The organism is Dyadobacter sp. HNCC25DJ187 (assembly GCF_056895255.1).
Genome location: NZ_JBXHAT010000002.1, coordinates 745,597 through 771,578, shown reverse-complemented (window position 1 = coordinate 771,578; position 25,982 = coordinate 745,597). Strand labels below are relative to the sequence as shown.

Here is a 25,982-nt window from a genome sequence, read left to right as displayed (position 1 = left end):
GATTTATGAAATACATACCATATAGTTTATTGCTGGGCTGCCTGATTTTGTCGGCCTGTAAGAATGATCTCGTTTTGAATGGCGGCACCCCTGACTTCAATGTTGAGCCTTTGAATGCTGAATTTAAAAAGGGATCGCCGGTAACTTTTAAACTCACCGGCGACGCAGGGCTGATCTCGTTTTATTCCGGTGAACCTTTAAAACAATATGAATCGAAAGACGGCCGGACTGAAAAAGCCACTGGCGGTACATTGGCTTTTACCTCAGCTGTTTCCGGAGGCACGCAAGCCAATCAGTTTGCCGTCATGGCATCAAGCAATTTTAGCGGTGATTACAGCGATATCGCCGAGGTAAAAAAGGCAAGCTGGACAGACATTACTTCAAGGTTTACGCTCGGAACGACCACCGCATTCACAGCTTCAACTGCCAAAGATGTAACAGATCTGCTCGTTCCGGGCAAGCCTTTGTATCTCGCATTTAAGTATACGACCAAACCGCAGACAGCAAACGGCGACGCCCGAACATGGATGGTGCAGGGAATTACCTATCAGAGTGTGACCGCAGTTGGCAATGTCACTTCGTTAGACATGTTCACTGCCGGGATGAGAATTATTGATGAAAATGCAAAAACATCACCCGCGCGGTCGACTGCAACTACCAGCAGAATTACGCTGCTTGGCAATACGTTTACTGCCGCAAATGATCCTGCGTCCGAACATTGGGCGATCAGCGCGCCCATCAATTGGGAAAGTGTCAATGTGGGGCCCGACAGACCGGTTGCGATTAAAGGAGTTACCAGTACAAAACTAGACAGCTACACTTATACTTATGCAAAAGCAGGTACATACAAAGCTTATTTCGTAGCGCAGAATGCCAATGTCAATGCAAGTAAAGTGGTTGTAAAACAGGTTGATGTCAAGATTGCAGAGTAAGAAATTCATTATCCAGATTCTTCATGAAAAATAACGAAAGCAAACAAGTTTCCAGAAGGGAATTTATCAAACGAAATGCACTGGCTGGTCTGGGTACCGCTGTTGCATCCGGTTTGTCGGCGCCGCTGTTCGCAGGTCAGATATCAAAACATGCGATACCAGCCGTACTGGGCGGGTCGTCTGCATGGAGTAAGCTCAGCTGGCCCAAATGGCCGCAGTGGAATCCACAGACAGATGAGAAACAGCTCATCGAAGTGGTCAGAAGCGGCATCTGGTCGCGTGGTGATGTCGTGCGTGATTTTGAAAAACAGTGGGGTGATGCTGTTGGCACCAAACGCTGTCTGACGGTTGTCAATGGTACAAATGCACTCGTTACGGCCATCTCTCAGTTTGGCATAGAGGCTGGCGATGAGGTGCTTGTGCCTCCGTATACCTTTATCGCCACAGTTACGGCTGTGCTGAGTAACGGCGCGCTTCCCGTATTTGTGGATGTGGATCCAAAAACTTTTCAAATGGATCCGTCAAAAATAGAAGCCAAGATCACGTCCCGGACAAAAGCCATTATTCCGGTTCACATTTTGGGGCTGCCGGCAGATATGGATCCGATCATGGCCATTGCCAAAAAGCACAATCTGATTGTGATCGAAGATGCCTGTCAGGCACATCTGGCCGAGTACAGCGGCAAGAAAGTGGGCAGCATAGGCAATGCAGGTTGTTTCAGTTTCCAAAATTCGAAGAATTTGGCGATTGGTGAAGGCGGCGCCATTGTCAGTAACGACGATGCTTTCATGGACCGATCTTTTTCTTACTGCAATTTCGGAAATCCATACGGAACGGCCGTGGGCGCAGTGAGTACCGGCGCGGTGATGCAGGGAACCAAACTCCGGTGGACTGAGTACCAGGCAGCGATCGGTCTGGCGCAACTTAAAAGGCTGGATGCACAAACCACAACCCGCAATGAAAATGCGGCGTATCTGAAATCGAAGATCAAGGATATTCCCGGCATCATGCCTTATGAGCTTTATAATAAAGTGACAAGAGGGGCATTTCATCTTTTCCCATTCCGCTACAATCCCGAAGGTTTCAAGGGTTTATCAAGAGAAAATTTCCTGAAAGCACTGCGTGCGGAAGACATTCCGTGCTCATCGGGTTACGCGGTCCTGAATACGCAGGCTTTTCTCAACGATACTTTTCAAAGCAAAGCGTACCAGAAGGTTTATCCCAGGGAACTTCTGGATATAAAGAAATACAATGAGCGCAACAGCTGTCCTCAAAATGATAAACTGTGCACGGAAGCGGTTTGGTTTACCCAGAACATGCTTTTAGGATCACGTCAGGATATGGATGCGATTGCTTCTGCGATTGAGAAAGTGCATCAAAACGCAGAGCAGATCAAAAAGCAGAGTCAGAAATGAGGATACACAAAATGGTTTTCGGGCTGCTGTTTCTGCTGGTTTTAGCTACTGACGTATTGGGACAAAGTACACAAAAAGGCTGGAAGGCCGGTGTCGCCAAAACGGTCATTACGCCTACTCAACCCATGTGGATGGGCGGGTTTGCTTCGCGTAATCATCCGTCTGAGGGCACTTTGCACGATTTATGGGCGAAAGCGGTCGCATTGGAAGACGTCTCTGGAAAAAAGGCGCTGATGATCACCATGGATTTGGTCGGAATTCCAAAAGCCATTTCAGATCATGTGCGCGATCAGATCAAAGCAAAATATGGTCTTGGCAAAGAGCAGGTGATGCTCAGTACATCGCATACGCATTCAGGCCCGGTACTCGAAAATGCGCTTACCGATATTTATCCGTTGGACGAAGCGCAAACCGCCAGGATCAGTCATTATTCAAGATTGCTGGAAAAACAGCTGATCCAACTCGCAGGGGATGCATTCAAAAAAATGGAGAAGGTAACGCTACATGCCGAAAGCGGCGTTACCCGTTTTCAGGTCAACCGAAGAAATAATCCTGTCGCCACTTTAACCAAGGTAACCGATCTGAATGGTCCGAATGATTACGCAGTGCCGGTGATCAAACTTCTGAACAGCGAGGGGAAGTTAAAGGCAGTCATTTTTAGTTATGCCTGTCACCCGGTCGTTTTGGACGGTTATCAGTTTTCGGGAGATTACGTAGGATTTGCGCAGCTGGAACTTGAAAAGGCTAATCCCGGCGTGCAGGCGATGTTTTTTCAGGGGGCCGGAGCAGACCAGAATCCGCTTCCACGCGGCTCGGTCGCGCTGGCCAGACAGTATGGAAAGGAGCTGGCCGCCGCCGTACAGCGGGTGCTGGAAGAGCAAATGAAACCTTTGGAAGCAAATCTTTCCATGGCCTATTCGGAAGCAGATCTTTTGCTGACAGCACTTCCTTCTGAGAAAGAACTTACGACGATGGCAAACGAATCAAAAGTACCCTACTACAAGCGCTGGGCCAGTCGTATGCTGGAAAAACAAAAACGTGGTGAAAATGTTCCTGTGAGTTATCCTTACCCAGTTCAGGTATGGAGTCTGGGCGGTCAGCCGCTGTTGGCTTTAGGTGGAGAACTGGTCGTCGAATATGGAATCAAGATCAGGCAACTTTTTGGTCTGAATATATTTGTGATGGGTTATGCCAATGATGTGATGGGCTACATTCCTTCCGCGACCATCTTGCGTGAAGGAGGTTATGAAGGTGCTACTTCGCAAATGGTATATGGCATGCCGGGGCCCTGGCATGCGTCCATTGAGGAGACTATTTTATCGGAAGTAAAGAAAGTTGCAGAACAAGCAGGTGTGAAAGCGCCTTAACTTTTATTTAGAATGAAGGAAACAAAAATACCGGCATCGGTTTCGCGCAGAGGTTTTCTGGCAGGTACAGGTGTGCTGCTGGCAACGGCTGCTTTTGATTTGAAAGTAGGTAGTTCAAAGCCCGCCGCTGAACCGATCATCGATATTCACCAGCATACTGATTACATGGGCCGCACCAACGATCAGCTGCTTGCACATCAGTTGGCCATGGGCGTTACCACCACCATTTTGCTTCCAGCAGGAACACCGGCTTTCGGACTTTCTACGCACAAAGGTGAATCCAACGGGCTTCAGGCTAAATGCAGCGGCAATGATGCCTGCTACAACCTGGCCAAAGCGAATCCGAAAGCTTATCTGTTCGGAGCCAATGAAGTCCCGGATCTGCCGGATGCTGTCAAAGAAATAGAGAAATATCTAAAACTGGGCGCTCCCATCATCGGTGAATCCAAGTTCGGAGTGGAGTGTGATTCGACCGAAATGCAGAAGATATATCAACTGGCACAATCCTACAACGTTCCCGTGCTCATGCATTGGCAGCATACGATGTATAACTATGATTTTGAGCGTTTTTATAAAATGCTTGAAAAGTATCCCAAAGTAAATTTCATCGGACATGCGCAAACCTGGTGGGCAAATATTGATAAGGAGCACAAAGATCAGAACATACTTTATCCCAAAGGCAAGGTAACCGCCGGCGGACTGACAGACAGGCTTTTGTCTGACTACCCGAATATTTATGCAGATATGTCGGCTGGTTCGGGACTGAATGCGCTGACCCGCGACGAGGAGCATGCACGTGGATTTTTGGAACGCCATCAGGATAAACTGCTGTACGGCAGCGACTGTCTGGACAAGGAAGGTCATGGTCCGAAATGCCAGGGAGCACAGACCATCGCTGCGATCCGTAAACTTTCACCAACCAAAACCATTGAGCGGAAGTTGCTCTACGGGAATGCAAAAAAACTATTCAGATTATAATAAGATTTCCTGAGGTAATAAATCAATTCTTTAAAATGACACGAATCACAAATAATAGTCTCGAAACTTTACAGGAGACAAAAAATAAATTCCTGGTAGCCACACCCTACTATTCCGGTTTTGCACTGGCACACGATACCTACAATGCGATCAGTGCGGCCAGTGACGGGAAGATCTATTATGTTCTTTCATCCGAGTCCTACGATACCGGCGGGAAAATATACGTATATGATCCGCTTACTGACAAGACCAGCTTTTTGGCCGACCTGACAGAAATATGCGGGGAAAAATATAAGAAGGCGATTCCTCAGGGAAAAAGCCATGTACGTTTTTATGAGAGTAATGGCAAATTGTATTTCGTCACGCATATCGGGGTGTATGAAATGATCGATGGCATGGAACGTCTTCCTGAGCATGCTCCCGAAGGTTATGACCTGTATCCGGGTGGCCACATTATTTCCTACGACCTGACAACCGGCGAGTTTGAAGATCTGGCGCTGGCGCCCTATGGTGAGGGATTGCTGACGATGACCATCGACAAACAGCGTGAACATATTTATGCGCTGACCTGGCCGATGGGCTACTTTCTTGATTTTAACCTGGCAACCGGTGAGCTAAAAAATCTGGGTTTGCCTTGCGGAAAAGGTGAAGGCGGTATCGTGGGTGAAGATTACCGGGTAATCTGCCGGTCAATGTTTGTGGATCCCAGGGACAGTACAGTCTATTTCTCAACCGGAGAAGGTGATATCCTGTATTACCAGCCGGGTATGGATTCATTTAAAAAACTGGAAGGGATCGATCTGCGACTGGATTACTTCGGGGAATACGATCCGACGCGTCCGGGTTCAATGGGTTACAACTGGCGGAAAATTTTCTGGCATGAAGGCCAGCAAGCCGCTTATGGTGTACATGGAAACTCGGGCTACCTTTTCCGGTTTGATCCGTTAAAACTTGAGATTGAAATCGTCGACCGCATTGCTTCTGCTCCTTCAAAGAAAAGTGGGATGTTTGATCAGTTTAGTTATGGTTATCTGGGATTTCAGCCCGGGCCAGATGGGGAAACTATTTATTACCTGACCGGAGGACCGATTTACATTGATGGCAAGCGCGTAAAAGGGGCGGATCAGATCGCTAAGGGTGCTGCCAAGGGCCTGGAAAACCTGCATCTGGTTACGTATCATATCCCTACTAACAGCTACACAGATCACGGACCGGTCTTCTATCCGGATGGTTCAAGGCCAACCTATGTAAACTCAATTGCTATCGGGGCAGACGGCTGTGTTTATACACTGGCCAGATTTGATCATCAGGGCAATGAGATCCAGGATCTGATCAAAATTCCCAATCCGTTTACCAATTCCTGATCAATCCCCAAACCTGTTTTCTTTTCAAATGATGATGATAAATCGTAATACCATTTCAGTTTTGCTACTGCTGTTTTTGGTAACAGTTTCCTGCACAGAAAAAAGATACAAAGATGCACTCACGCCGGAGCAGGAGATGGAAAGCTTTGATCTGGACAAGGATTTCACTGCTGAGCTATTTGCCGCTGAGCCTCAGATCACCAACCCGGTTGAAATGGTATTCGACGAGTTCGGTAGCATTTATCTGGTTGAAATGCCTGATTATCCTTACAGACCTGAGGAAGGAAAGGGGACGGGACGTATCCGTAAACTGATCGATTCGGATGGTGACGGCAGGATCGATCAGTCTGTTATTTTCGCTGATAGTCTTTCGGAAGCAACCAGTATTTTGCCCTATAAAGGCGGACTGCTCGTGACGGCTGCACCGGATATTTTTTACATGAAAGATACAACCGGAGATTTCCGGGCCGATCTGAAAGAGGTTGTTTTTACAGGGTTTTTCAAAAATAACTCTGAAACCCAGATCACCAGTCTGCGTTACGGCATCGACAACTGGATCTATGCATCCAACCACGGACAGGCAGGGGAGATTACTTTTAAAAGAAAACCGGATGCTGGTGCCATTTCTGTAAAAGGTGGTGATTTCCGGTTTAGGCTGGACAAAGGTTTGTTTGAAGTGGAAACAGGTCCGGCACAGTTTGGACAAACTCTGAATGATTGGAATCACCGGTTTTTCACACAAAATACACTTTATATTCAGCAGTCTGTTATTCCCTGGCGCTACATTCACCGCCACGAAAACCTGCCTGTGATCAGAGGTGTGAAAAATGTAGGAGATCCCGAAGGAATCATGTTTCAGCGTACGCCGGCACCTTATTGGCGCGCAGAACGCACCCGGCGCCGGCAAGAGCAATATGCCGAGCAAAAGCTTGACAGAAAGGAATATGCAGAAGGACATTTTACCGGAGCCTCAGGCGGAACGCATTATGGCGGACATGCTTTCCCGGATGGTTATTACGGCAGTATCTTTACCGGCGATGTGGCTGGAAACCTGGTACACCGCGATGTGCTCACTATGCATACTGACAGCGTTTTTTATCATGCCAAAAGAGCTGAATCTGATAAAAGCAGAGAATTCCTGGCGTCAGAAGATCCATGGTTCAGGCCGGTTAATTTCTCGGTCGGGCCGGACGGAAATCTGTATGTACTGGATATGTATCACCAGCATATAGAAACGCCGGTTTCCATTCCTGATGATCTGAAAGAGGATATGGATTTTGACAACGGAAAACAGTACGGACGTATCTGGCGAATCGTACCCAAAAATGCAAAGGCAAAAGAAAAGCTGACGGCAGATTTGTCCAAAATGACTTCGGAACAGTATGTACAGATGCTGACGCACCCGAATCAGTGGAACAGAATTCAGGCGCAGCGTTTACTGGTCGAGCGTCAGGATAAAACTGTAATTAATTCATTAACAGCATTATTTAAAACACATACAGATCCAAGAACACGGCTTCACGCTTTGTACACGCTCGAAGGACTGGACGCTTTGGACGCGGATCTGGTCAAACTGGCTTTGAATGATGCACATGCAGGAGTCCGTGAGCATGGCGTTATCCTTGCCGAGCGGTATGCATCTTTGCTGCCCGTGTTGCTTGAAAAAACAAAGGATCCATCTGCACGGGTGGTTATGCAGGCAACTTTAAGTTTGGGGCAGTTTCCATCCGGGGCTACACTACCTGCCATATCCGGGGTGTTGGATAAACATGTATATGATCCGTGGTTTCGCATGGCTGTTTTGAGCTCTGAAACAGGTTCATCGCTTGCATTTTTTCAATATCTGGTGAAAGAAAAAGCGTTCCTGAAAAACGATGCGGAGGGTAAGAAAAAGTTTGTTGAGGAGTTTTCTTATACGATAATTTCAGCAAACAGAAAGGGTGAAATGAGCCGCTTGATTTCGCTGACGTCTCAATCCGGTGCTGACTGGCAAGTGCCGGTGCTGAAGGGAATGGCAAAGTATGTGAAAAAACCGGATCATAAAAAGCCGGATGCTGAACTTGTGGCTACTGTTAAAAAGATGGAAGGCGCTGATGCGGAAACACAGACGCTTCTAAAGGAAATCAATGCTGCTTTGTAGGTCTGGCTGTTTGTAAATGAATTGATATGACAAAAGAAACTTATTGCAGAAGAAGCTTTATTATGCAGGCTATCTCTTCCGCTGTGGCGGTTACGGGCGCGGCGATTTTGATTTCATCCTGCGGTGAAAAAAATCAGGAGCAAAAAAATACGCCCGAAGCCACTGGAAGTAAAACAGATGACTGCGAGGATTTTTCCGTGCTGACCGAAAAGGACCTGGATGCCCGTAAAAAGCTGGGTTACGTAAAAGCATCTCCGATTCAGGATTCAAAATGCGGCAACTGTCAGTTGTGGTTGCCGCCAAAGGAGGGGAAAAGTTGCGGTAATTGTCAGCTGTTCAAAGGCCCGGTTTATACCGGGGCTTACTGTACCTACTGGGCACCACAGCATTCAGAAAATGGGTAGGTGGTGAGATGTGAGAAGTAAAATGTGAAATGTGAGAAGGGCTTTTGCCGGGATTGGGCTTGTTTTAATTCCGGTAAAAGCTGTAATTCTCTTTGGTAATAATATCGATAGGCATAAAATAGATTTTCTCTATCGCCGCTGAGAATGCCAAGTGCTGGTATAAGGACATCACCCCGCGGTAGGCCTGCTCCATGGGCTTTTGGCAGATCAGAAAATCGATCGTCCCTTCCCGGAGACATTCCAAATTTTCCTGCACATAGTCATAGCCAATCAGTAGAACGCCCTGAGCATATTTTGCCAGGACTTTGGCTACCACAGAGACTCTTGAGTTGGTAACGAACACGGCCTTGATCTGTCCATGCTCTTTGAAGGCGGCAGACAGGTAGGTCTCTATAGACTGCGGATCTGTCTGTCGTATATCCATCTTGAGAATAACAGGACTATTCTCTTTTTGCTCGTAATAGGCACGAAACCCTTCTTCTTTCTTCAGTAAATGATGGTGATCATCAATCTCCCTGGAGATATTCAAAATCAATACTTTGTCTGCCGGCTTGGTCAGGTAACTGATCAGGTGTGCACCCAGATAGCCGCTGTGATAAAGGTTTGGACCGATGTAGCTCAGACTTTGTTGATTGGGAAGGTCTGAATCAATCAGCACATAGGGTATTTTCAGTTTTTGACAGGTTTTTGTAAAACTGACCGATTCTTCGATGAAAGAAGGAGCCAGCAGAATGCCATCTGGCTTGCTTTGCAAAATGATGCCGGTTTGCTCAACAAATGAGCCTATCGAGTTCTGGTCATAAAAATATTTGTCCACAACGATGCCGAATTGGTTAATCTCAGCATCTGCCTGTTCAATTCCTTGCAGAGGTGCATTCCAGAAGCTGGTCTCGGTAGAATTTTTCGGTATCAGCGTGGCCAGTCTCAGTGTTTTTCTGGATGCAAGCCTTTTGGCAAGCAAATTGGGCTGATAGTTCAACTCACTGATAATGCGAAGAATATTTTCTCTTGTCTTTTGCGCTACACCCGATCGGTTGTGAATAACACGGTCGACAGTGCCTATTGAAGTATTGGCCCTTCTGGCAATTTCCTTCACGCCAATGAGCACTTCCTCTTTTCTTTCTTTCATTACCTCAGATTATGGAGTGATCTGTATGGGGCTGATCATGCAGAATTAACTTACAAAATAAACAAATTTACGGCTTAGATAAAACTCTTATTTTTAAAGACTGTTAGCGTACACGTCTGGCCGTTCAGAGGGATTTATGATTGTATTCCGATATATGACGGCCTGTGCTGCATCAGCGGAAATGCAGATATCTTAGGTTGCCATCTATCAGTAAGGTGACTTTATTGGAGTGGATGGCAAATAAGCTGATCGCATACTGATGATTGTGTTTTGTCTGGATCAGTATAAAGGCGCTTGGTGATGCCTGCGATATGGACCGCGCCGCTGAACTGCAGTCCGGGAAGTGACAAGTAATATAGGTACTGCATGGATATTGATATAACTATTTATTTAGTTATATTGGCTTAAACTTTCATCCAATCAGATGCGCATCCTTGTATTAATAAATTGTATCCTTTTTAGCTTTGGTGGTTTTGCTCAGGATTATGTCGGCTTAATCGCAAGTGCAGAAGACGAGTACTTAGAAGAGCAATATGCTGAATCAATCAGCCTTTACCGGCAGGCTTTCATGATTGCAGATAACAATCGATACGATTTGTATGGTGCAGCATGCTCAGCTGCGCTTGGAGGCAAAAGGAAACTGGCCATCCAATGGTTACGGAAGGCCTTCTACAATGGATACATAAACATTGAGCACGTGAAAAAGGATTCAGACCTGCACATGCTCCATCATCTGAAAGAATGGAAATTATTAATAGCAGACATGCAGCATAAAGTGGATCAGCTCCAGGCCACCTATGATCAACCGCTACAGCGCAGACTTCTTAAAATTTATGAGGACGACCAAAAATACCGGCTGCAAAGTGAGCAAATCGGCAGTTGGTATGGATTCGAGTCAAAACAGATGAGTGCGCTTTGGAAAACGATTGAAATAACTGACAGTATCAATTTGGTGCTTGTAAAGGAAATCCTTGATTCAGAAGGTTGGGTGGGAGAGCAGAGCGTCGGGCCTAAGGCCAACTCTGCGCTGTTCCTGGTCATCCAACATGCAGATTTGAGTACACAGCAAACCTACCTGCCGCTTATGCGGGAAGCTGTAAAAATGAGCAGGGCACAGCCTCATGCGCTTGCCCTGTTGGAAGACCGGGTTGCGTTGGGTGAAAAACGCCTTCAGACTTATGGAAGTCAGATTGGTGAAGACAGTACTGGTAAAGCTTATGTATTGCCTCTTGCCGATCCGGATCACGTCGACACCCGCAGGGCAGGTATGGGCCTGGGACCATTAAGGCTGTACGTGAAAAGATGGGGCATTGTCTGGAACCCCGTCGAGTATAAAAAGCAACTGCCGTCGCTTATGAAAGAAGAAGGAATACAAGAGCGGTAACAAGATATCCTTGTTTTGATTGTTTGAATAAATCAAGCGTGTCGATCATCACAGGCCGGCGTTAACATTTCAATTTCTTAAAGTGCCATGAAGCTTTTCAAGCCAACTTTTTTTATGATCCTTCTGCTTGCAGCTCGCGTTGCCCATGCACAACTCCTTGATACATTAATTGATCTTAGATCCTGTCAGCTTCATTTTAAAATTTTAAAGGGAGCGTATTCACCCATACTTTTCGAATCCGGTGGCGGGCTTGATGCTTCGCAATGGGATTCTATTGCAACTGCGGTACACCAACGCCTTGATGCCACGGTGATCACTTACGACCGTTCCGGTTTTGGTAAAAGCAGCCTCGATACAGCTCACAATGATATTTTACAAGAGATCAAAAATTTGGAGCTTGGTCTTCAAAAGCTATGTTACCGGGATGCGAATTTTATCCTGGTTGGGCATTCTCTGGGCGGTTTTTACAACCGCGTTTTTACAGCCCGGCATTCCAATCAGGTAAAAGGAATTGTTTTACTGGATCCGCGTATACCATCCCTTGAAGACATTAAATTTGCAAGAGACTATTCTCAGACGCTTAATCGCAAAGATTTTGAACCTGATTACTTGAGTTTGTATTACCTGCTTGCCAACATGGAGCGTACCAGTAATTATGTCAGGCAGGTACCGATGCCAGCAAGTATTCCTATTCTGGATATCATGGCTGAAACCGGGCCCTTTGATAAAGAAAGCGATAATGAGCGTTTTAAGAAGGATCAACAAAACTTCATTCAGGCCGGTAAAAATCGGAATCTGCTATTGGCCAAAGGAAGTTCACATAATATTCCCCGCGACCAGCCTGGCTTGGTCATAGAGCAGATCATAGATTTCTACCGAAAACACATTACTCACTCTGTAAGCTCTTCACCGGGTTCAGCCAGGCAGCTTTCACCGCCTGAAAACTGACAATGATAAGGGTGATGAGCATAGCGCCGAACATCGTTGCAGCAAAAATCCACCAGGATATGGTGGTCCGGTAAGTGTAGTGCTGCAGCCAATCATGCATCACATAGTAAGCAATAGGCATTGCCAACAGCGAAGCAACCGTAACCAGGATTAAGAAGTCTTTTGAAAGCAGTTGCCATAGGCTGGTTACAGAGGCGCCCAGGACTTTCCGAATACCGATCTCCTTTTGGCGTTGTTCGGCAAAGAAGGAAGCCAGCCCGAAAAGGCCCAGGCAACTGATAAAAATGGCCAGAGATGCAAAGGTGGTAGAAAGCTGTCCGATCCGTTCTTCTGCCCGGAACTTGAAGTCGTACTCCTCACTGGCAAATTTATATTCAAAGGGACTTCCGGGATTGTATTTTTTGAAAATAGGTTCAAGCTTTAAAAGTGCTTCTGTTGTAGTAAGAGCAGGATTCAGACGGATATGAATGAACGAAGCCCAGTCTTCTCTTAACATAAACACGGTTGGCTGAATGGGCATAAAAGGTGACCCGGTGACCACGTCATAAATGATCCCAATGATTGTATATTGTGCACCGTTCCACTGAACAGGGGTGCCGACGGCCTTTTTGAGTCCCATAAACCTGGCAGCACTTTCATTGATGACCATACAGAGGCTATCCGTTGAAAGAGCGTGTGAGAAGTCGCGGCCTTGTTTGATTTGCCAATGAACTGTCTTACCATATTCGGGAGTGATGCCTACCGTCCCAAGGTTGCCCAGCTGATCCGGGTCTTTACCCGGCCAGCTGAAACTGGCATCGCTGCTCCACACCTCAGAGGTTGGACTTGAAGATTTGGCCATATTTGTAGCGGCACCGGTTTGTAGCAGATCATGACGAAGTGCATGAGAAGTTGCCAGCAGATCCGGTGTGTTCATGTCAACAGACAATAATCCTGAGCGATCAAAACCCACCGGCCTGTTTTTAGCATGCTGGATCTGGCGAAGTACAACCAGTGTGCCTATCACCATTGTAATCGATACTGTAAACTGAATAATAACCAGCGTCTGGCGCGGTAAAGCGGCGAAGCGGCCAGCACGTAACTGCAATGAAGAACCAACTCCGGTAAGCACTTTGACAGGCCGGAAACCTGATAGGTATAGTGCAGGATAACTGCCAGCCAGAAGGCCTGTCAGCAGTGTAAAGCCTAATCCAATCAGCCAGCTTTTCTGATCAGTCCAGGGGAAACTAATTTGTTTGTCGGCGATTTGGTTAAACCATGGCAGTAACACCTGTACCGTTAACAAGGCAAATACAAATGCGATCATTGCCATCACGATGGATTCACAAAGGAACTGTGCGACCAGCTGACTACGCAAAGATCCGATTGCTTTACGTACGCCGACTTCTTTGGCGCGTTTCTGTGACCGCGCTGTAGATAAATTCATAAAGTTGATGCAGGCCAGCAAAAGCACAAATGCGCCAATAGTGCCAAAAAGCCAGACAAACTGAATACGTCCGCGGACTGCCGCTCCGTTTTCCCACTCGGAATACAGATGCCACCGGCTCATCGGTTGCAGAAATGCTTTTGGGTCAAACCTAGCTTCATCCTTGGCATGCCGGGCTTTGATCTTTTCTATCTTTGCACTCACCTTTTCAAAGCTCGTATGAGGTATAATCTGCACCAGCAACAGAAAAGAATTATTGCCCCAGTTGGTTTCTGAGCGTTTTACCCAGGGTGTTTGTTCTAAGAAGTATTTCCAGGGAAGTAAAAAAGACACCTCCCGGAATTCGGTCCCATACGGCAGGTCTTCATATACGCCCGTAATCCTGAAGTAATTTTTGTTATCAACCTTGATGGTTTTGTTAATGGGATCTTCCTGGCCGAACAAAGCCGTTGCAACTGACTCTGAGAGTAGGGCAGAAGTGGGGTTATCAAGACCGGTTGCGGTGCCTTTAAGGATACGGAGCGATAGCATGGAAGTAAAGTCCGGCTCAACGCAGTTGCCCTTTCTGGAAATTGTCTTTTCACCCGAGGACAAAATGTGGTCCTCAGTCCAGGATGAAGACGCGATGTGAGTGAATTCACTGCCATGTTCATTTTCTAAAGCAGCGCGCATGGGAAGCGGCGTGGCTGGGGTCGTATTGGTGGTGCCATTATAGGTTTGATGCTGCATGACGCGTGCAATACGGTCGTAGTGCTGATGATACTTGTTATAAGAGAGTTCGTCCCACATCCAAAGTCCGATCAGTATGGCCGTAGCCATCCCGACCGATAAGCCAATGATGTTGATAGTGGAGTAAGTGCGGTTTTTGGCAAGATTACGAAAAGCGATCCTAATGTAGTTCTGTAACATATCTGTATGGCGTGAGTTTGGATACTGATTGGGTTCACTTCTCAACAAAGATGGTCGCATCAAACTGAGCACATCCTTCACATAGCGCCACCTTGCCCGGCGCAGGCCCAGTGAGGATACACGCATCTGGAACAGTTCATACAGGTCACCTTCCAGTTCATTAGCCTGGTGAGCAGAACAGAACCTTTGTAGCAACAGCGTTGCCCATCTGGGAGGGGTATGATGTTTAGCGGCTTTCATGACCAGACAATTTCAGGAATCGTATCCCACATCTGATTACGCAACTGTCTGATTTCTTCCAGTGCGCGGCGGCCTGTTGCAGTCACGGTATAGAGCCGTTTGCTGCGCCCACCCCGCTCAGCAGTTGCGCCACCCATTTCAGAATTGACAAGTCCTTTTTCTTCAAGACGGTGCAGTACAGTATGCACAGCCCCCAGGTTGACCGGCCGTGAGAGCTGCTGTTCGATTTCATTTACCACAGCTGCTCCGTATGCATCACCCGTACGGATTGCAACGGCCAGCAAAACCACTTCTTCGAACTCGCCCAGGTAAGTACCTTTCATAACATGCTATTAGTTATGTAAATGTCTGACAAATAACCTGCCAGAGGCGCAAAACCGACCAGAACAGCTTGAAAGGGTATTTTGTACAGGGGAAGTTGTTCAATACTGCACAATATGACGTTCAGTATTGAACAGCTATGCCTAGGTAGTAGCCATACTAAATGCTTATAAATAATGGACTTAGGTTTTCGGAAATGCCGCACGGGCTTCCTTGTTGTCAGCCTAGGGCTGTTAGCTGATTTTCAATCTGATGAAATCAATACAAATTAGTGAGGCAAGGTGGCCAGTTCCCAGTACTGACAGATTGCTTTAAGCTGATCTTTCAAACCCTGATAGGTAGGAGCCTTCACATAGAATCCCTGCACCAGAGACATATAAGCCTCTTCGACATCGACTTCACTGACGGATTCTGATAAAAATATGAATGGTATTGCCCGTCGCTTCAGCTGGTCATCAGCGTTAATCAGTTCTTTGAGTTCCAAGCCTGACATCTTAGGAAGATACAGGTCGCATAAGATGAAAAAGGGGCGTTCAGCAGAAGATGTCAGGTATTCAATAAGTAGATCACCATCGTCAAAGTTGACTACCTCACTGCTACATCCAATTGCTGCCAATGCATCTGTTACCAGGTAACGATCATCTTCGTCTCCTCCTACGTATAAAACCGGTCCGTTTTCCATGTTTGCTGATGTTTATTAAAAAAATATAAAAAACCAGGCCACAGTTATGAGGTACCAGCTATTTTGTTGTGCATGCCGTCATACATCGACAAAGATATCATAATTTACTACTATGAGTTGTAAGGTTTTTAGTCATTGAATTTTTAGTATTTTAATTATGTCCGGGCGAACTATTATCTTTGCCAGGTGATAGACAAAATTCATATATGTACGACCGAAAAATTCTGGTGATCGATGACGATTTCGATGATCAGCTACTTTTGTCCGATGCATTCGAAAGTAGCAATTGCGAATGCGATTTGAAATTTGCAGCAGATGGTAAGCAAGCATTTGAACTGATGGAAAAGGCTGGTTACAGACCTGATCTGATTGTGCTGGACCTGAATATGCCGGTGATGAATGGATTTGAATTTTTGATTCGTTTCTGCGGCATCAAGTCTTTTGCTAAAATTCCTGTTATTGTATTAACTACCACATCTGATATTAACTCTATTGGTACTTCCTATGATCTGGGAGCCAGTAGCTTCATTGTCAAACCTCAAAGTTACCCCGGCTTGGAGAAGATCGCGCGTGAACTGACTCATTACTGGTTTAACACCGTAAGGCTCTCGCCTTACAGCTGAGAGGCAACTCCGGCTTTATCATATTCCCTGTATGCGCAGGTAGATCTACCGCGTATACCGCCTCACTTACTTCATTCCTACAGGCGGGATTGTGCAGATATAAATGGATACAGGTTATTGAAGCGAACGTGCTTCGCTTTTGAAATTGCTTCTTTTAAATTCTTAGAGATGACTGTAGATTCAGATGGTCAACAGGGGTTTTCTAGTACACTTTGATGATCCGTTGATACAATAGCAGAACCGCAATGATGATGTTATTTAAGTCGAAGTATAGCTGCATGCATAAAAAAAAGGGCATCAGCCCTATGCTGATGCCCTCAAATAAGATGCTCTTGCAAAATCTATAATCCAAGATTTAATCTTCTTAATCTTTCCTCATCGCTCAGCTGCTGATTACCTGTTCTTGTCGGTAAATCATTATCTGTTTTTTGATCGCTGTCTGCCACTGTCTGATCCAGATCGCGGTAGGTCTGCAGATCCGGATCGTTAGAGCTCGTGCTCAACGGCGTCGGGTTATGCGACTGGGTCTGCTGTCTGAGACGGATATGATCCTGAAGAGTACGCTCGAAAATACGGCTTCTGTGCCTTAGTATCGGCTCCTGCGTTTCCTGACGATCGGACCTTAGCTGCTGGTCCGAGGTTGGTAAAGGATCAGCCGGACTATTACGGGTATAGGTATCATGGGTATTTGGATCAGAAGCGTCAAGCCGGTGTGCATCACTTGGAATGCCTTCACCACTGAATGCGCCGTCTGTAAATATCGGGCTGGCGGAATGTCTGGCGGCATTTTCTTTAACATTTACAGCGCCGAATTGATCGAGCACATCTGCCGCGGCATCCGCTTCGGCGGAAGTCAGTGCATGTACGGTGACAATTGTTCCATGTTTTCCGGCTTCCGAATACAGTTTGGCTTCATGCTCATTCTCTCCAAAAAGATCTTTGAAAAAGCTGCCTATTTTAGCTAAAATGTCATTGTCTTCAGCAGTGGTATGTCTATCGGACGCCTCAGTCGTGTGCGACTTATAGGACGCAGTTTTGATATCCACATCGCCGTCGGCAAACCCATTATCCAGTAGGTAATTCTGCGCCTGTTGCCCATCGGATTCATTCTCGAAAATTCCAATTACTGTATGTGCCATAATAATTTGGTTTTAAAGTATGTTAATATGACTACGCCATTGTAAATTTCCGTGCCTGCGGTATAGATCAAGAATTAAAAAATAATTTCATTTCTTCTAAACCAGCTACCCGGTCAAACTTATCTGTTTGCAATCGGATGCCTGGATTCGGTCAGCCAGCGTGTTTTATTATGTCAATCGGCGATGTATGTGCATTTTGCCAATCAAATGAACTATACTGAAGTTTAATATAAAGCTGGTGCATCTTACCCGGAAAGTGATCTAAGTCCCCAGTACAAATATGTCTGTCTTGCAGAGCACAGGAGCTGGTTGTACATTTGGACTGTTGAGCGATCTTATAAAATTTTTAGAAGAGTTCAGGCAACTCATAATAGGCTTCGATTCAAGGTAACCCATGCTGGTTGGATCAATCTGGATGCTATCAGTTATTGTAGATGAAGACAGCGCATCTCATAACTGCAACCGCATATAATTTAATAAGAGGGAATTCCTGCTTAAACGTTCCGAGAAAATATATACTAACTAATGAAAAAACTACATGGGGCATCCCTTTTGGTACGAGTCTGTAATGTGTGGGAAAATCTAAAAGGAGATAGTGATGATCATTCGTTGCAGGCCCGTATTTATCATTCCATCTGCATCGTTACATTGGCAGTCATGGTGTATGTCGCGGCATTCAGTTATGCCAACCATCTGTTCATTGCCGGGTTGATTGCGACAGGCCTTGTTCCGTTACAACTGATTTTGTTTTATTTATCCCGCTTCAAAAAGCTGACTTATCTATCATTTACAGTCTATACTTTGGTGGTGTATGTGTTTTTTGGGTGGAACTTTATTTGGAACAGTGGTCTGGAGGGGCCGTCACTGTTGTCTTTTTTAAGTGTTTATTTTCTAAGCCTGGCCGTTTCGGAACAAAGGCACTACGTTATATGGTCACTAATTAATCTTTTAATTATTAGCGCAGTTGTGCTGCTGCAGTATCATTGGCCCGAACTGGTCATTAATACGTACGAAAACAAAGAACAACGTATCGTAGACTGGGTATCGACGTATGTGGTCACAATGGTTTTGCTTTTCGCATGTATCACTTACATTATCAGTAACTACCGGAAAGAACGGGAAAAAGTAGAATCCTGGGTAATTGAACTTGACCGTTTACATGATGAAAAGTCTACATTGCTCAGGATTGTAGCTCATGACTTTCAATCCCCTTTGCTGGGCATTAAAAAATATCTGGAAATTGTGCGACAGTACGGACTTGGAGAAAATGACCGGAAGTACTTTGAAGAGGAACTGAGCAGATCCCTGAGCGATACGCAACGACTTTTGACAAATTTATTGGAAAGTGAAAAAAGTAGTGCTGAACATTTATATACTCCGTCCATATTTAATGTTGATGATCTCTTAAAGCCAATACTGAATGTTTACAGTACTATTGCCCTATCACGACAAATTGACCTGATCATTGATATTCCAAAAGAACTCATGTTAAAAACACAAAAACATGCCTTCGAAGTCATTGTCAGGAATCTGCTGGACAATGCTATAAAAAATGCTCCGGATAACGGTCAGGTGAGCTTGATGTTCTGTAAACAACAGGAATTGAATTCGTTTCTGATTCATAACAGTGGCCCGGCTATGCTGCCGCAAACGCAGCAGTTAGTAAAGCAATGTCTGCAAAATGAACCCTCTGATCTCAACACAATTGGTATAAGGTTGGTAGCCAGGTTTGCCGCATCAGCAAATATCGTTGTGAATCTGGATAGTACAGCAGAAGATGGTACGACCTTTACGCTTCTTATTCCAGATTTGTAAAGATGAATTCCCACGCTACATATGTCGAGTTCATTGCGGGATGATGCGCAATTGAATCAGTTCGGTGGTATCCTACCAGGTCTGAACCTGATGGAATAATTGTAGACATTTACATACCTGCAAAAAAGTAAAAATGACCGCATAGATTAGCTTCATTCCAACCCACACACCAACTCAAAAACTTGACTGTTTTTGTGGATACATTACTTTCCACTACAACAATGCGATTTTTGGCTACATCCGGTTTTTAATTGCTGTCCATCTTTGCATTATCAAAAACATTAGAACACGAAAGCAAATGAAAAATTGGACAACAGCTGATATTCCTCTAAGGAATAGTGGTTTAGCTATCATTACAGGTAGTACAGAGGGTATTGGATATGAAGATGCACTGGCGTTATCATCCGCAGGATGGAGTGTGATCATGATGGGGCGTAATCCTGAAAAAGGAGCTGACGCAATGGCCAGAATTCAACAGAAAATCCCAAAGGCAAAAGTAAGTTTTGAAAAAATAGACCTTGCAGACCTGTCATCAATCAAAACCTTTGCCTCAAAAATGATTTCAAATGGGCAAGCTGTTGATCTTCTGATCAATAATGCGGGTGTAATGACGCCACCACAGCGGCTTGAAACGGTTGATGGCTTTGAGTTACAGTTTGGTACAAATCATCTTGGTCACTTCGCATTGACAGCACAATTGCTTCCGTTATTACGTAAATCACCAGATGCTCGTGTTGTAACCGTTTCAAGTATAGCGAATCGTGAAGGCATAATCAATTTTGATGATCTTCAGTCAAAGTCCTCGTATGCTCCGGGGAAAGCATACAGTCAGGCGAAATTGGCGAACCTGATGTTTGCTTCCGAACTTCAGCGAAAAAGTGAAAAGCACGGTTGGGGTATTACGAGTATGGCCGCCCATCCAGGTGTTTCCCGAACAAATCTGCTTATTACCGGTGCAGGGCGATGGAGTGTAGCAGGAATGGCGAGAACTTTTCTTCCGTTTTTGTTCCAGCCATCTGCACAAGGGGCCTTGCCAACATTATATGCAGCCACTTCTCCAGAGGCTAAAGGTGGCCAATATTACGGTCCGGATAAGATGAGTGAAACAAGGGGTTTTCCGACTGTAGCAAAGATGCCCGGACAGGCAGAGGACCTGAATGCCTCTTTAAAATTATGGGAGATATCACAAGTGCTGGCCAAAGTTGAATTTTAGCGCCTGCATTTTCAAGCTTTCATTTGATTAATACAGACCTTTTTAAATTCTCCATTACCATATTTGGAATTAAAAATAAGCCATGAAACTAGTATTTTTCATCTCAATATTCGCAATGATGCTTTTATCTTGTAATGCCCCCAAAACAGTATACATCAGTAACAAAACGGATAGCCCCATTACTTTACTGGTGGACAGTTCTTATCAAAATAACCATCCGGCGGCTTTTAAGGATTCCTTGAATGGGTTACGGATAGAGAGGAAAAAAGTGCTGGATTTCGGCAAGGGGAAATGGACAAAAGAAGACAAGATAAGTCTTGAAGAATTAATAAAATACACGAAGATTATCAAAGACGGAAGCGCCACAGCTATTGAGATGCCCGATAAAACCAAGATTTCTCTCATCAGTTTCAACGTTGAAGAACTTTGGGTAAACATTAAATAAGCTTGGTATGTGTAATACAAGCTCGATGATAATGCATTTGTTGATACACGGGCAAGAATGACGATTCTATTACGGCAAGTTCGATATGGCAGACGAACCTTGTAGGAACCGAATACTATTTTGCGTACCGTGGATGAGGAAAACAAAGTAAAGCAACAGCTAAAAATGGTAAAACCGGAGAAACAGTTATTTTGGATTGACTAATTTTATAGACAAGCGACCATTCATGCGGGTGGAACATGTATTTGAAGAAATTAAATTGACTTTACAGATGAAAAATTCCACTCCATACAGATTACAATCCATTTCAGAACTGCACCGCGTAGCAGGATACACCAAGCCGCATCATCCACTCATCAGTATTTTAAACCTGGAAGGTTTGTCCAATAGCACAGAAATTACGTCTGTAATATTTGATTTTTATGTCGTGTCCATGAAGCGGGGGTGCAATAAGCTTTTTTACGGGCAACAGAAATATGATTTTGACGAAGGGGTAATGGCTTTTCTGGCTCCGGGGCAAATACTGCGTGGCGAAGAAAGTGGTATGCCGGATAATCTGAGCGGTTGGATGCTGTTCATCCATCCCGACTTTTTATGGAACACATCGCTGGCAAAAAAAATCAGACAGTACGAATACTTCAGCTACTCAACAAATGAGGCGTTGTTCCTTTCTGATAAAGAAGAAGCAGTTGTCAATACCATTATTGATAATATCCGACACGAGTACAGTTCCAATATTGACAAGTTCAGTCAGGATGTAATCATAGCACAGTTAGAAGTATTGTTTACCTATGCACAGCGTTTTTACGAAAGGCAGTTTATCACACGAAAAATAACCAGTAGTAAAATTTTAAACCGTGTAGAAGAAGTACTGACCGATTATTTTAACAACAGAGATTTAATGTCGAAAGGATTGCCGACAGTTCAATACGTAGCGGAAGAGTTAAATATTTCCATCAAATATTTGGGAAGTTTATTAAAGCAATTGACCGGGCAATCCACACAACAACATATCCACGAAAAGCTGATAGAGAAAGCGAAAGAAAAACTATCTACGACCAGTCTTTCCGTCAGTGAGATTGCATACGAACTGGGCTTTGAGCATCCGCAGTCATTCAGTAAACTCTTTAAAACAAAGACTTCACAATCACCCATAGCGTTCAGGGCTTCATTCAATTGATAAATCACATTTTCTGTTAAGCGTCCGTGATTATGTTATGAACTCCTGCGATATGGTTATACGGATCATTTCGGTGATGCCGACTTTTGTATTGTAAACTAAAATACAAAGTGCAAATGAAGAAGGTATTAATAACAGGAGCTAACAAAGGTTTAGGTCTTGAAATGGCAAGACAGTTGCTCAAAAAAGGGTATTGTGTTTTTATAGGAAGCCGCGATTTGAAGAATGGGTGGGATGCAGTGCATACTTTAAAGGCAGAAGGCCTGGAAAATATGGACGTAGTACAGCTTGACGTTACAGATCAGCAGTCCGTAAATGCGGCACGTATCGCAATCGGCACCAAAACACATGTGCTGGATATGCTGATCAACAATGCCGGTATTAACGGTATCGAATTTAATGGCAACACACCCATCATGCACAGCGCTCTGGAAACCGGCGTTGATAAATTCAAGGAAGTGTATGAAGTAAATGTCTTTGGTACCATCAGGACTACGCAGGCATTCATCGATTTATTGAGATGCTCCCCGGAACCCCGTATTATCAATGTGAGTTCGAGCCAGGGATCACTTGCGCTGCACAGCGACCCTGCCTACAAATACTATCAAGCAAAGGGCGCAGTCTATCAGTCTTCGAAGTCGGCTTTGAATATGTATACTGTTGCACTCGCCTTTGAACTGCGTGATACCAATTTTAAGGTAAATGCGGTAAGCCCGCCATCTACCGCGACTGACTTCAATCATCATCTCGGTACGAGTAGTGTTGAAGTGGGTGCAGAACATATCCTCCGATACAGCCTGGTAGACAATGACGGACCGACAGGCAAATTTTTCTGCGTCGATAATAATCCGGAAACCGGCGAAATTCCCTGGTAAATAAATAGCTGTTTATCGTAAATTCACAGGATGAAAAAGGATACGATTATTCCTTACAATTATAATTCACTGTCAGAGCTGCACCGGATGCTTTGGTTGGCAAAACCCGTGCATCCACTCATCAGTCTGATCAACAACGCAGAGAACAGGTTGGATGCAAGTCAGCTGCCCGATACGCATACCTCTGTCTTTTACAAAATTTCTTTCAAGCAAAATCTGAAAGGGAAATTGAAGTACGGTCAGCAATACTATGATTTCGATGAGGGTGGGTTATTCTTTGTATCGCCCAATCAGGTAACAGCTGGTGGAGACAATAACGGTGACCATTCTGGATATACATTGATCATTCATCCTGATTTTCTATTGACTTATCCATTGGCGAGCAAAATCACAAAGTTCGGTTTTTTCTCCTACTCTGCTAACGAGGCATTACATCTCTCAGCAGGAGAAAAGCAAACCATCATTGCTATTTTTAAAAACATAGAAGAAGAGTTGCACAGCCGGATGGATGATTTCAGTCAGGACGTCATCATATCACAAATTGAATCTTTACTGAATTACAGCAACCGTTTCTACAAACGCCAGTTTCTTACCAGAAAAGCTGTGAATGCCGATTTACTTCAAAAAATGGAATCCTTGCTCAATGATTATTTTAATACCGGAAAGCACCTGACCAACGGCATTCCAACGGTACAGTATCTGGCAGATGAGCTGCATCTTTCACCAGGCTATTTAAGTGATATGCTTCGAAGTTTCACCGGACAAAATGCGCAGCAACATATTCAGTCGTGCATCATTGAAAAGGCGAAGGAGCGGCTTTCCATCACACGGCTATCTGTAAGTGAAATTGCGTTTGAACTAGGTTTCGAATACGCACAGTCATTCAGCAGGTTGTTCAAACAGAAAACGCAGATGTCGCCGGTTGAATTCAGACAATCATTTAATTGATCCGGAATAGAGACTTTGAGGTTTCGATGGATATCAAGGCTGACAAAAAAAATCAGTACTAACCTGGTCCCGATCTGGTGATGAACTCACAATCAGCGTCATCACTGAATTTAAGCCTTTGGTTTGCCCCATGTTCCGGCAGAATCCTTACCACAGGAGTAAGTTGAATTACTACACAGATGAGCCATATAAGACATAAAATTGAGCTTTACAGGTGATTTGGCTTCAGCAATTACGCGCAACTTTGCAGCCGAACAAAATCAATTTACAATGATCATAGTAATGACTGGGGCAACGGCAGGAATCGGAGCGGAAGCATTGAATCACTTTACAAAAGTGCCCGGTGCAAAAGTATATGTGGGTGCACGTGGAACCGGACGTATCGCGCCGGCGGCAGCGGAAGTTTTACCGCTTGACCTTTCCTCATTAAAGAGCGTGCGTTCTTTTGCTGACAATATCAAACAACGTCTGGGAGAGGATGAAATAGACATTCTGGTATTGAACGCAGGAATACAGGCAACTGATAATCAATTGAGAAGCGAAGAAGGATTTGAACTGACATTTGCGACCAACCACCTTTCCCATTATTTACTGGCCAGGTTGTTAGCGCCCAATCTGGCAAAAGGAGGCAGGGTGATTGTCACGACAAGCGACGCACATGATCCGGCTGTTATACCTTTCGGCCCGAAAAGCTTTAATATTGATGCATTGGCATATCCGACCCAGCAGAGTCCGAAGGGTATGGCATTTTACGCTGCGACGAAATTATGTAATCTGCTTACCGCAAGTGGTTTGGTAGAAAAGTTTGGAGATAGTAAAAATATATCTGTAGTTGCATACAATCCGGGATTGACTGGTGATACATCATTAATGGGTAAGCAATCGGCCTTTTTAAAATTTGTGGTACCTGTTATTCGTTCGTTATTTTATGTCATCAGTCTGTTCAAACCAGCGTTTTTTATGGGGACGGCAAAGAGGGCGGGGGAAGCTTTGGCTGAACTTGCATTGGGTCGCGTAGTGCCACCTGATGGCAAGATCTACGCCTCGCTGGTTAGAGGAAAAATAACCTTCCCCAATCCATCCCGCTTGGCGCAAAGCATTGATAACAGAGATTTGTTGTGGAAAGAAAGTGCTAAGATGGTAGGATTACCTGAGCAGATAGCTATTGAAATATGAAAAAGCAAACCGAAAACCTTTTTTCTAACTCCATTGTCTATTCTCTGGATACAGAAAAGACAACAGAATATGATAATCTGCTGGTAGAAAGTGTTCTTTTATTACAGCTCTGTGGCGAGATGACATTTGAGACTTCCGGTGACAGGATTACAGCAAGGCCCGGAGAGGTGTATCTGGTACGAAAGCATCAGTTTGTGAAGACTACAAAGACGCCTCAAAATAATGAATACTACAAGGCGCTGATGTTTATTCTGAAAGAAGATATCCTGCGGGAGTACGCCCTGGAAAAACAAATGGACACAGCGGTAAGATATCGGGGTAAATCCAATATTCGTTTGGCTGAAGATGCCTTTTTAAAAGGCTTTTTCCAATCATTGATCCCTTATACACAAAATTCAAAAAGTATAGACCACCCGCTCAGCATTCTGAAGGTAAAAGAAGCTATTGAAATTTTACTGCTTATCGAACCTGGGCTTGGACACTTTCTTTTTGACTTCTTTGAGCCACATAAGATTGACTTGGAGAAGTTCATGCAGGCCAATTTCAAATTCAATGTTCCTGTAGAGCATTTTGCAAAACTGACAGGAAGGAGTCTGGCAGGTTTCAAGCGTGACTTCCAAAAAGTATTCGGCAAACCACCGCGTCATTGGTTACAGGACACGCGGCTTGAACAGGCTCATTTTCAGATTGTGAAAAATAACAAAAAACCTTCAGCTATTTATCTGGAACTTGGTTTTGAAAGTTTTTCCCATTTTTCTTATGCTTTTAAAAAGAAATTTGGTTTTTCACCCAAAGAGACTGGTAATCAGCACCTCTCAGAGGTATAGAAAAAGTGTTACTGCAGCAAGGTTTAGTAAACTTCAAGGGTGCGTTTCCGATCCAGGTAAGGATGCATTCGGATGATTTTTCTGCGTCTTTCCAATCTTCGT

Annotated in this window: 23 protein-coding genes; 18 read left to right on the top strand and 5 right to left on the bottom strand. The window is 44.7% G+C overall.

The window, feature by feature from the left end:
• The first annotated feature begins 5 nt into the window (after nt 1-5).
• The 7 genes from AC1XUE_RS14190 to AC1XUE_RS14160 are packed head-to-tail and all read left to right on the top strand — an operon-like array spanning nt 6 to nt 8,600.
• Entirely contained in the window at nt 6-932 is a 927-nt protein-coding gene (locus AC1XUE_RS14190; protein ID WP_483356639.1) for a DUF5017 domain-containing protein, read from the top strand.
• Nucleotides 933-955: 23 nt separating this feature from the next.
• Nucleotides 956-2,347 carry a DegT/DnrJ/EryC1/StrS family aminotransferase gene (locus AC1XUE_RS14185; protein WP_483356638.1) on the top strand — a complete coding sequence of 464 codons (1,392 nt, stop codon included), beginning with the start codon at nt 956-958 and terminating at the stop codon, nt 2,345-2,347.
• On the top strand, nt 2,344-3,714 hold the full coding sequence (locus tag AC1XUE_RS14180; protein ID WP_483356637.1) for a neutral/alkaline non-lysosomal ceramidase N-terminal domain-containing protein: 1,371 nt from the start codon (nt 2,344-2,346) through the stop codon (nt 3,712-3,714). The genes AC1XUE_RS14185 and AC1XUE_RS14180 overlap by 4 nt, the downstream gene beginning before the upstream one ends.
• Nucleotides 3,715-3,726: 12 nt before the next feature.
• Entirely contained in the window at nt 3,727-4,692 is a 966-nt protein-coding gene (locus AC1XUE_RS14175; RefSeq protein WP_483356636.1) for an amidohydrolase family protein, read from the top strand.
• Between the two features lie 35 nt (nt 4,693-4,727).
• Nucleotides 4,728-6,056 carry a hypothetical protein gene (locus AC1XUE_RS14170; protein WP_483356635.1) on the top strand — a complete coding sequence of 443 codons (1,329 nt, stop codon included), beginning with the start codon at nt 4,728-4,730 and terminating at the stop codon, nt 6,054-6,056.
• Between the two features lie 28 nt (nt 6,057-6,084).
• The gene (locus tag AC1XUE_RS14165) at nt 6,085-8,196 is read left to right on the top strand and encodes a PVC-type heme-binding CxxCH protein (RefSeq protein WP_483356634.1); all 2,112 of its coding nucleotides are present in this window, start codon (nt 6,085-6,087) and stop codon (nt 8,194-8,196) included.
• 26 nt (nt 8,197-8,222) lie between these two features.
• Nucleotides 8,223-8,600, top strand: coding sequence for a high-potential iron-sulfur protein (locus AC1XUE_RS14160; RefSeq protein WP_483356633.1), 378 nt, complete (start codon nt 8,223-8,225; stop codon nt 8,598-8,600).
• Nucleotides 8,601-8,664: 64 nt separating this feature from the next.
• On the opposite strand, the gene AC1XUE_RS14155 is transcribed toward AC1XUE_RS14160, so the two are convergent.
• Nucleotides 8,665-9,729, bottom strand: a complete 1,065-nt coding sequence (locus AC1XUE_RS14155) for a LacI family DNA-binding transcriptional regulator (RefSeq protein ID WP_483356632.1) — start codon at nt 9,727-9,729, stop codon at nt 8,665-8,667.
• 424 nt (nt 9,730-10,153) lie between these two features.
• On the opposite strand from AC1XUE_RS14155, the gene AC1XUE_RS14150 reads away from it, so the two are divergent.
• Together AC1XUE_RS14150 and AC1XUE_RS14145 are read left to right on the top strand one after the other, a co-directional pair.
• Nucleotides 10,154-11,113 (top strand): DUF6624 domain-containing protein, encoded by a 960-nt coding sequence (locus AC1XUE_RS14150; RefSeq protein ID WP_483356631.1) that lies wholly within the window; start codon nt 10,154-10,156, stop codon nt 11,111-11,113.
• A gap of 87 nt (nt 11,114-11,200) precedes the next feature.
• Nucleotides 11,201-12,061: an alpha/beta fold hydrolase gene (locus AC1XUE_RS14145; protein WP_483356630.1), complete on the top strand. Its 861-nt coding sequence runs from the start codon at nt 11,201-11,203 to the stop codon at nt 12,059-12,061.
• Here the strand turns inward: AC1XUE_RS14145 and AC1XUE_RS14140 are convergent.
• From AC1XUE_RS14140 to AC1XUE_RS14130, 3 genes are all read right to left on the bottom strand, one after another.
• Nucleotides 12,000-14,636, bottom strand: a complete 2,637-nt coding sequence (locus AC1XUE_RS14140; RefSeq protein WP_483356629.1) for an ABC transporter permease — start codon at nt 14,634-14,636, stop codon at nt 12,000-12,002. The two genes, AC1XUE_RS14145 and AC1XUE_RS14140, sit on opposite strands and share 62 nt — an antisense overlap.
• On the bottom strand, nt 14,633-14,959 hold the full coding sequence (locus tag AC1XUE_RS14135) for a PadR family transcriptional regulator (RefSeq protein ID WP_483356628.1): 327 nt from the start codon (nt 14,957-14,959) through the stop codon (nt 14,633-14,635). The genes AC1XUE_RS14140 and AC1XUE_RS14135 overlap by 4 nt, the downstream gene beginning before the upstream one ends.
• 266 nt (nt 14,960-15,225) lie before the next feature.
• Nucleotides 15,226-15,639, bottom strand: a complete 414-nt coding sequence (locus AC1XUE_RS14130) for a response regulator (protein WP_483356627.1) — start codon at nt 15,637-15,639, stop codon at nt 15,226-15,228.
• 206 nt (nt 15,640-15,845) lie between these two features.
• On the opposite strand from AC1XUE_RS14130, the gene AC1XUE_RS14125 reads away from it, so the two are divergent.
• The gene (locus tag AC1XUE_RS14125) at nt 15,846-16,262 is read left to right on the top strand and encodes a response regulator (protein ID WP_483356626.1); all 417 of its coding nucleotides are present in this window, start codon (nt 15,846-15,848) and stop codon (nt 16,260-16,262) included.
• Between the two features lie 341 nt (nt 16,263-16,603).
• Here AC1XUE_RS14125 and AC1XUE_RS14120 read toward each other — a convergent pair whose 3' ends face one another.
• Nucleotides 16,604-17,401: a hypothetical protein gene (locus tag AC1XUE_RS14120; RefSeq protein ID WP_483356625.1), complete on the bottom strand. Its 798-nt coding sequence runs from the start codon at nt 17,399-17,401 to the stop codon at nt 16,604-16,606.
• Nucleotides 17,402-17,926: 525 nt separating this feature from the next.
• Between AC1XUE_RS14120 and AC1XUE_RS14115 the strand changes: the two genes are divergently transcribed.
• The 8 genes from AC1XUE_RS14115 (at nt 17,927) to AC1XUE_RS14080 (ending at nt 25,880) form a co-directional block, all read left to right on the top strand.
• Nucleotides 17,927-19,216, top strand: a complete 1,290-nt coding sequence (locus AC1XUE_RS14115; protein WP_483356624.1) for a sensor histidine kinase — start codon at nt 17,927-17,929, stop codon at nt 19,214-19,216.
• A gap of 298 nt (nt 19,217-19,514) precedes the next feature.
• Nucleotides 19,515-20,429 carry an SDR family oxidoreductase gene (locus AC1XUE_RS14110; protein ID WP_483356623.1) on the top strand — a complete coding sequence of 305 codons (915 nt, stop codon included), beginning with the start codon at nt 19,515-19,517 and terminating at the stop codon, nt 20,427-20,429.
• Nucleotides 20,430-20,511: 82 nt separating this feature from the next.
• A complete protein-coding gene (locus AC1XUE_RS14105) occupies nt 20,512-20,874 on the top strand; it encodes a hypothetical protein (RefSeq protein ID WP_483356622.1) in 363 nt (120 codons plus the stop codon).
• A gap of 271 nt (nt 20,875-21,145) precedes the next feature.
• On the top strand, nt 21,146-22,054 hold the full coding sequence (locus AC1XUE_RS14100) for a helix-turn-helix domain-containing protein (protein WP_483356621.1): 909 nt from the start codon (nt 21,146-21,148) through the stop codon (nt 22,052-22,054).
• Nucleotides 22,055-22,170: 116 nt separating this feature from the next.
• Nucleotides 22,171-22,929 carry an SDR family NAD(P)-dependent oxidoreductase gene (locus AC1XUE_RS14095; protein ID WP_483356620.1) on the top strand — a complete coding sequence of 253 codons (759 nt, stop codon included), beginning with the start codon at nt 22,171-22,173 and terminating at the stop codon, nt 22,927-22,929.
• 30 nt (nt 22,930-22,959) lie between these two features.
• Complete coding sequence (locus AC1XUE_RS14090) at nt 22,960-23,877, top strand: helix-turn-helix domain-containing protein (RefSeq protein WP_483356619.1); 918 nt, start codon at nt 22,960-22,962, stop codon at nt 23,875-23,877.
• Between the two features lie 270 nt (nt 23,878-24,147).
• Entirely contained in the window at nt 24,148-25,053 is a 906-nt protein-coding gene (locus AC1XUE_RS14085; RefSeq protein WP_483356618.1) for an SDR family NAD(P)-dependent oxidoreductase, read from the top strand.
• A complete protein-coding gene (locus AC1XUE_RS14080; protein WP_483356617.1) occupies nt 25,050-25,880 on the top strand; it encodes a helix-turn-helix domain-containing protein in 831 nt (276 codons plus the stop codon). Before AC1XUE_RS14085 ends, AC1XUE_RS14080 begins: the two co-directional genes overlap by 4 nt.
• Nucleotides 25,881-25,982 lie beyond the last annotated feature (102 nt).

Coding starts and splice junctions, on each gene's coding strand:
- AC1XUE_RS14190 (WP_483356639.1), top strand. CDS start 6: ATGAAATACATACCATATAGTTTATTGCTGGGCTGCCTGATTTTGTCG.
- AC1XUE_RS14185 (WP_483356638.1), top strand. CDS start 956: ATGAAAAATAACGAAAGCAAACAAGTTTCCAGAAGGGAATTTATCAAA.
- AC1XUE_RS14180 (WP_483356637.1), top strand. CDS start 2,344: ATGAGGATACACAAAATGGTTTTCGGGCTGCTGTTTCTGCTGGTTTTA.
- AC1XUE_RS14175 (WP_483356636.1), top strand. CDS start 3,727: ATGAAGGAAACAAAAATACCGGCATCGGTTTCGCGCAGAGGTTTTCTG.
- AC1XUE_RS14170 (WP_483356635.1), top strand. CDS start 4,728: ATGACACGAATCACAAATAATAGTCTCGAAACTTTACAGGAGACAAAA.
- AC1XUE_RS14165 (WP_483356634.1), top strand. CDS start 6,085: ATGATGATGATAAATCGTAATACCATTTCAGTTTTGCTACTGCTGTTT.
- AC1XUE_RS14160 (WP_483356633.1), top strand. CDS start 8,223: ATGACAAAAGAAACTTATTGCAGAAGAAGCTTTATTATGCAGGCTATC.
- AC1XUE_RS14155 (WP_483356632.1), bottom strand. CDS start 9,729: ATGAAAGAAAGAAAAGAGGAAGTGCTCATTGGCGTGAAGGAAATTGCC.
- AC1XUE_RS14150 (WP_483356631.1), top strand. CDS start 10,154: ATGCGCATCCTTGTATTAATAAATTGTATCCTTTTTAGCTTTGGTGGT.
- AC1XUE_RS14145 (WP_483356630.1), top strand. CDS start 11,201: ATGAAGCTTTTCAAGCCAACTTTTTTTATGATCCTTCTGCTTGCAGCT.
- AC1XUE_RS14140 (WP_483356629.1), bottom strand. CDS start 14,636: ATGAAAGCCGCTAAACATCATACCCCTCCCAGATGGGCAACGCTGTTG.
- AC1XUE_RS14135 (WP_483356628.1), bottom strand. CDS start 14,959: ATGAAAGGTACTTACCTGGGCGAGTTCGAAGAAGTGGTTTTGCTGGCC.
- AC1XUE_RS14130 (WP_483356627.1), bottom strand. CDS start 15,639: ATGGAAAACGGACCGGTTTTATACGTAGGAGGAGACGAAGATGATCGT.
- AC1XUE_RS14125 (WP_483356626.1), top strand. CDS start 15,846: ATGTACGACCGAAAAATTCTGGTGATCGATGACGATTTCGATGATCAG.
- AC1XUE_RS14120 (WP_483356625.1), bottom strand. CDS start 17,401: ATGGCACATACAGTAATTGGAATTTTCGAGAATGAATCCGATGGGCAA.
- AC1XUE_RS14115 (WP_483356624.1), top strand. CDS start 17,927: ATGAAAAAACTACATGGGGCATCCCTTTTGGTACGAGTCTGTAATGTG.
- AC1XUE_RS14110 (WP_483356623.1), top strand. CDS start 19,515: ATGAAAAATTGGACAACAGCTGATATTCCTCTAAGGAATAGTGGTTTA.
- AC1XUE_RS14105 (WP_483356622.1), top strand. CDS start 20,512: ATGAAACTAGTATTTTTCATCTCAATATTCGCAATGATGCTTTTATCT.
- AC1XUE_RS14100 (WP_483356621.1), top strand. CDS start 21,146: ATGAAAAATTCCACTCCATACAGATTACAATCCATTTCAGAACTGCAC.
- AC1XUE_RS14095 (WP_483356620.1), top strand. CDS start 22,171: ATGAAGAAGGTATTAATAACAGGAGCTAACAAAGGTTTAGGTCTTGAA.
- AC1XUE_RS14090 (WP_483356619.1), top strand. CDS start 22,960: ATGAAAAAGGATACGATTATTCCTTACAATTATAATTCACTGTCAGAG.
- AC1XUE_RS14085 (WP_483356618.1), top strand. CDS start 24,148: ATGATCATAGTAATGACTGGGGCAACGGCAGGAATCGGAGCGGAAGCA.
- AC1XUE_RS14080 (WP_483356617.1), top strand. CDS start 25,050: ATGAAAAAGCAAACCGAAAACCTTTTTTCTAACTCCATTGTCTATTCT.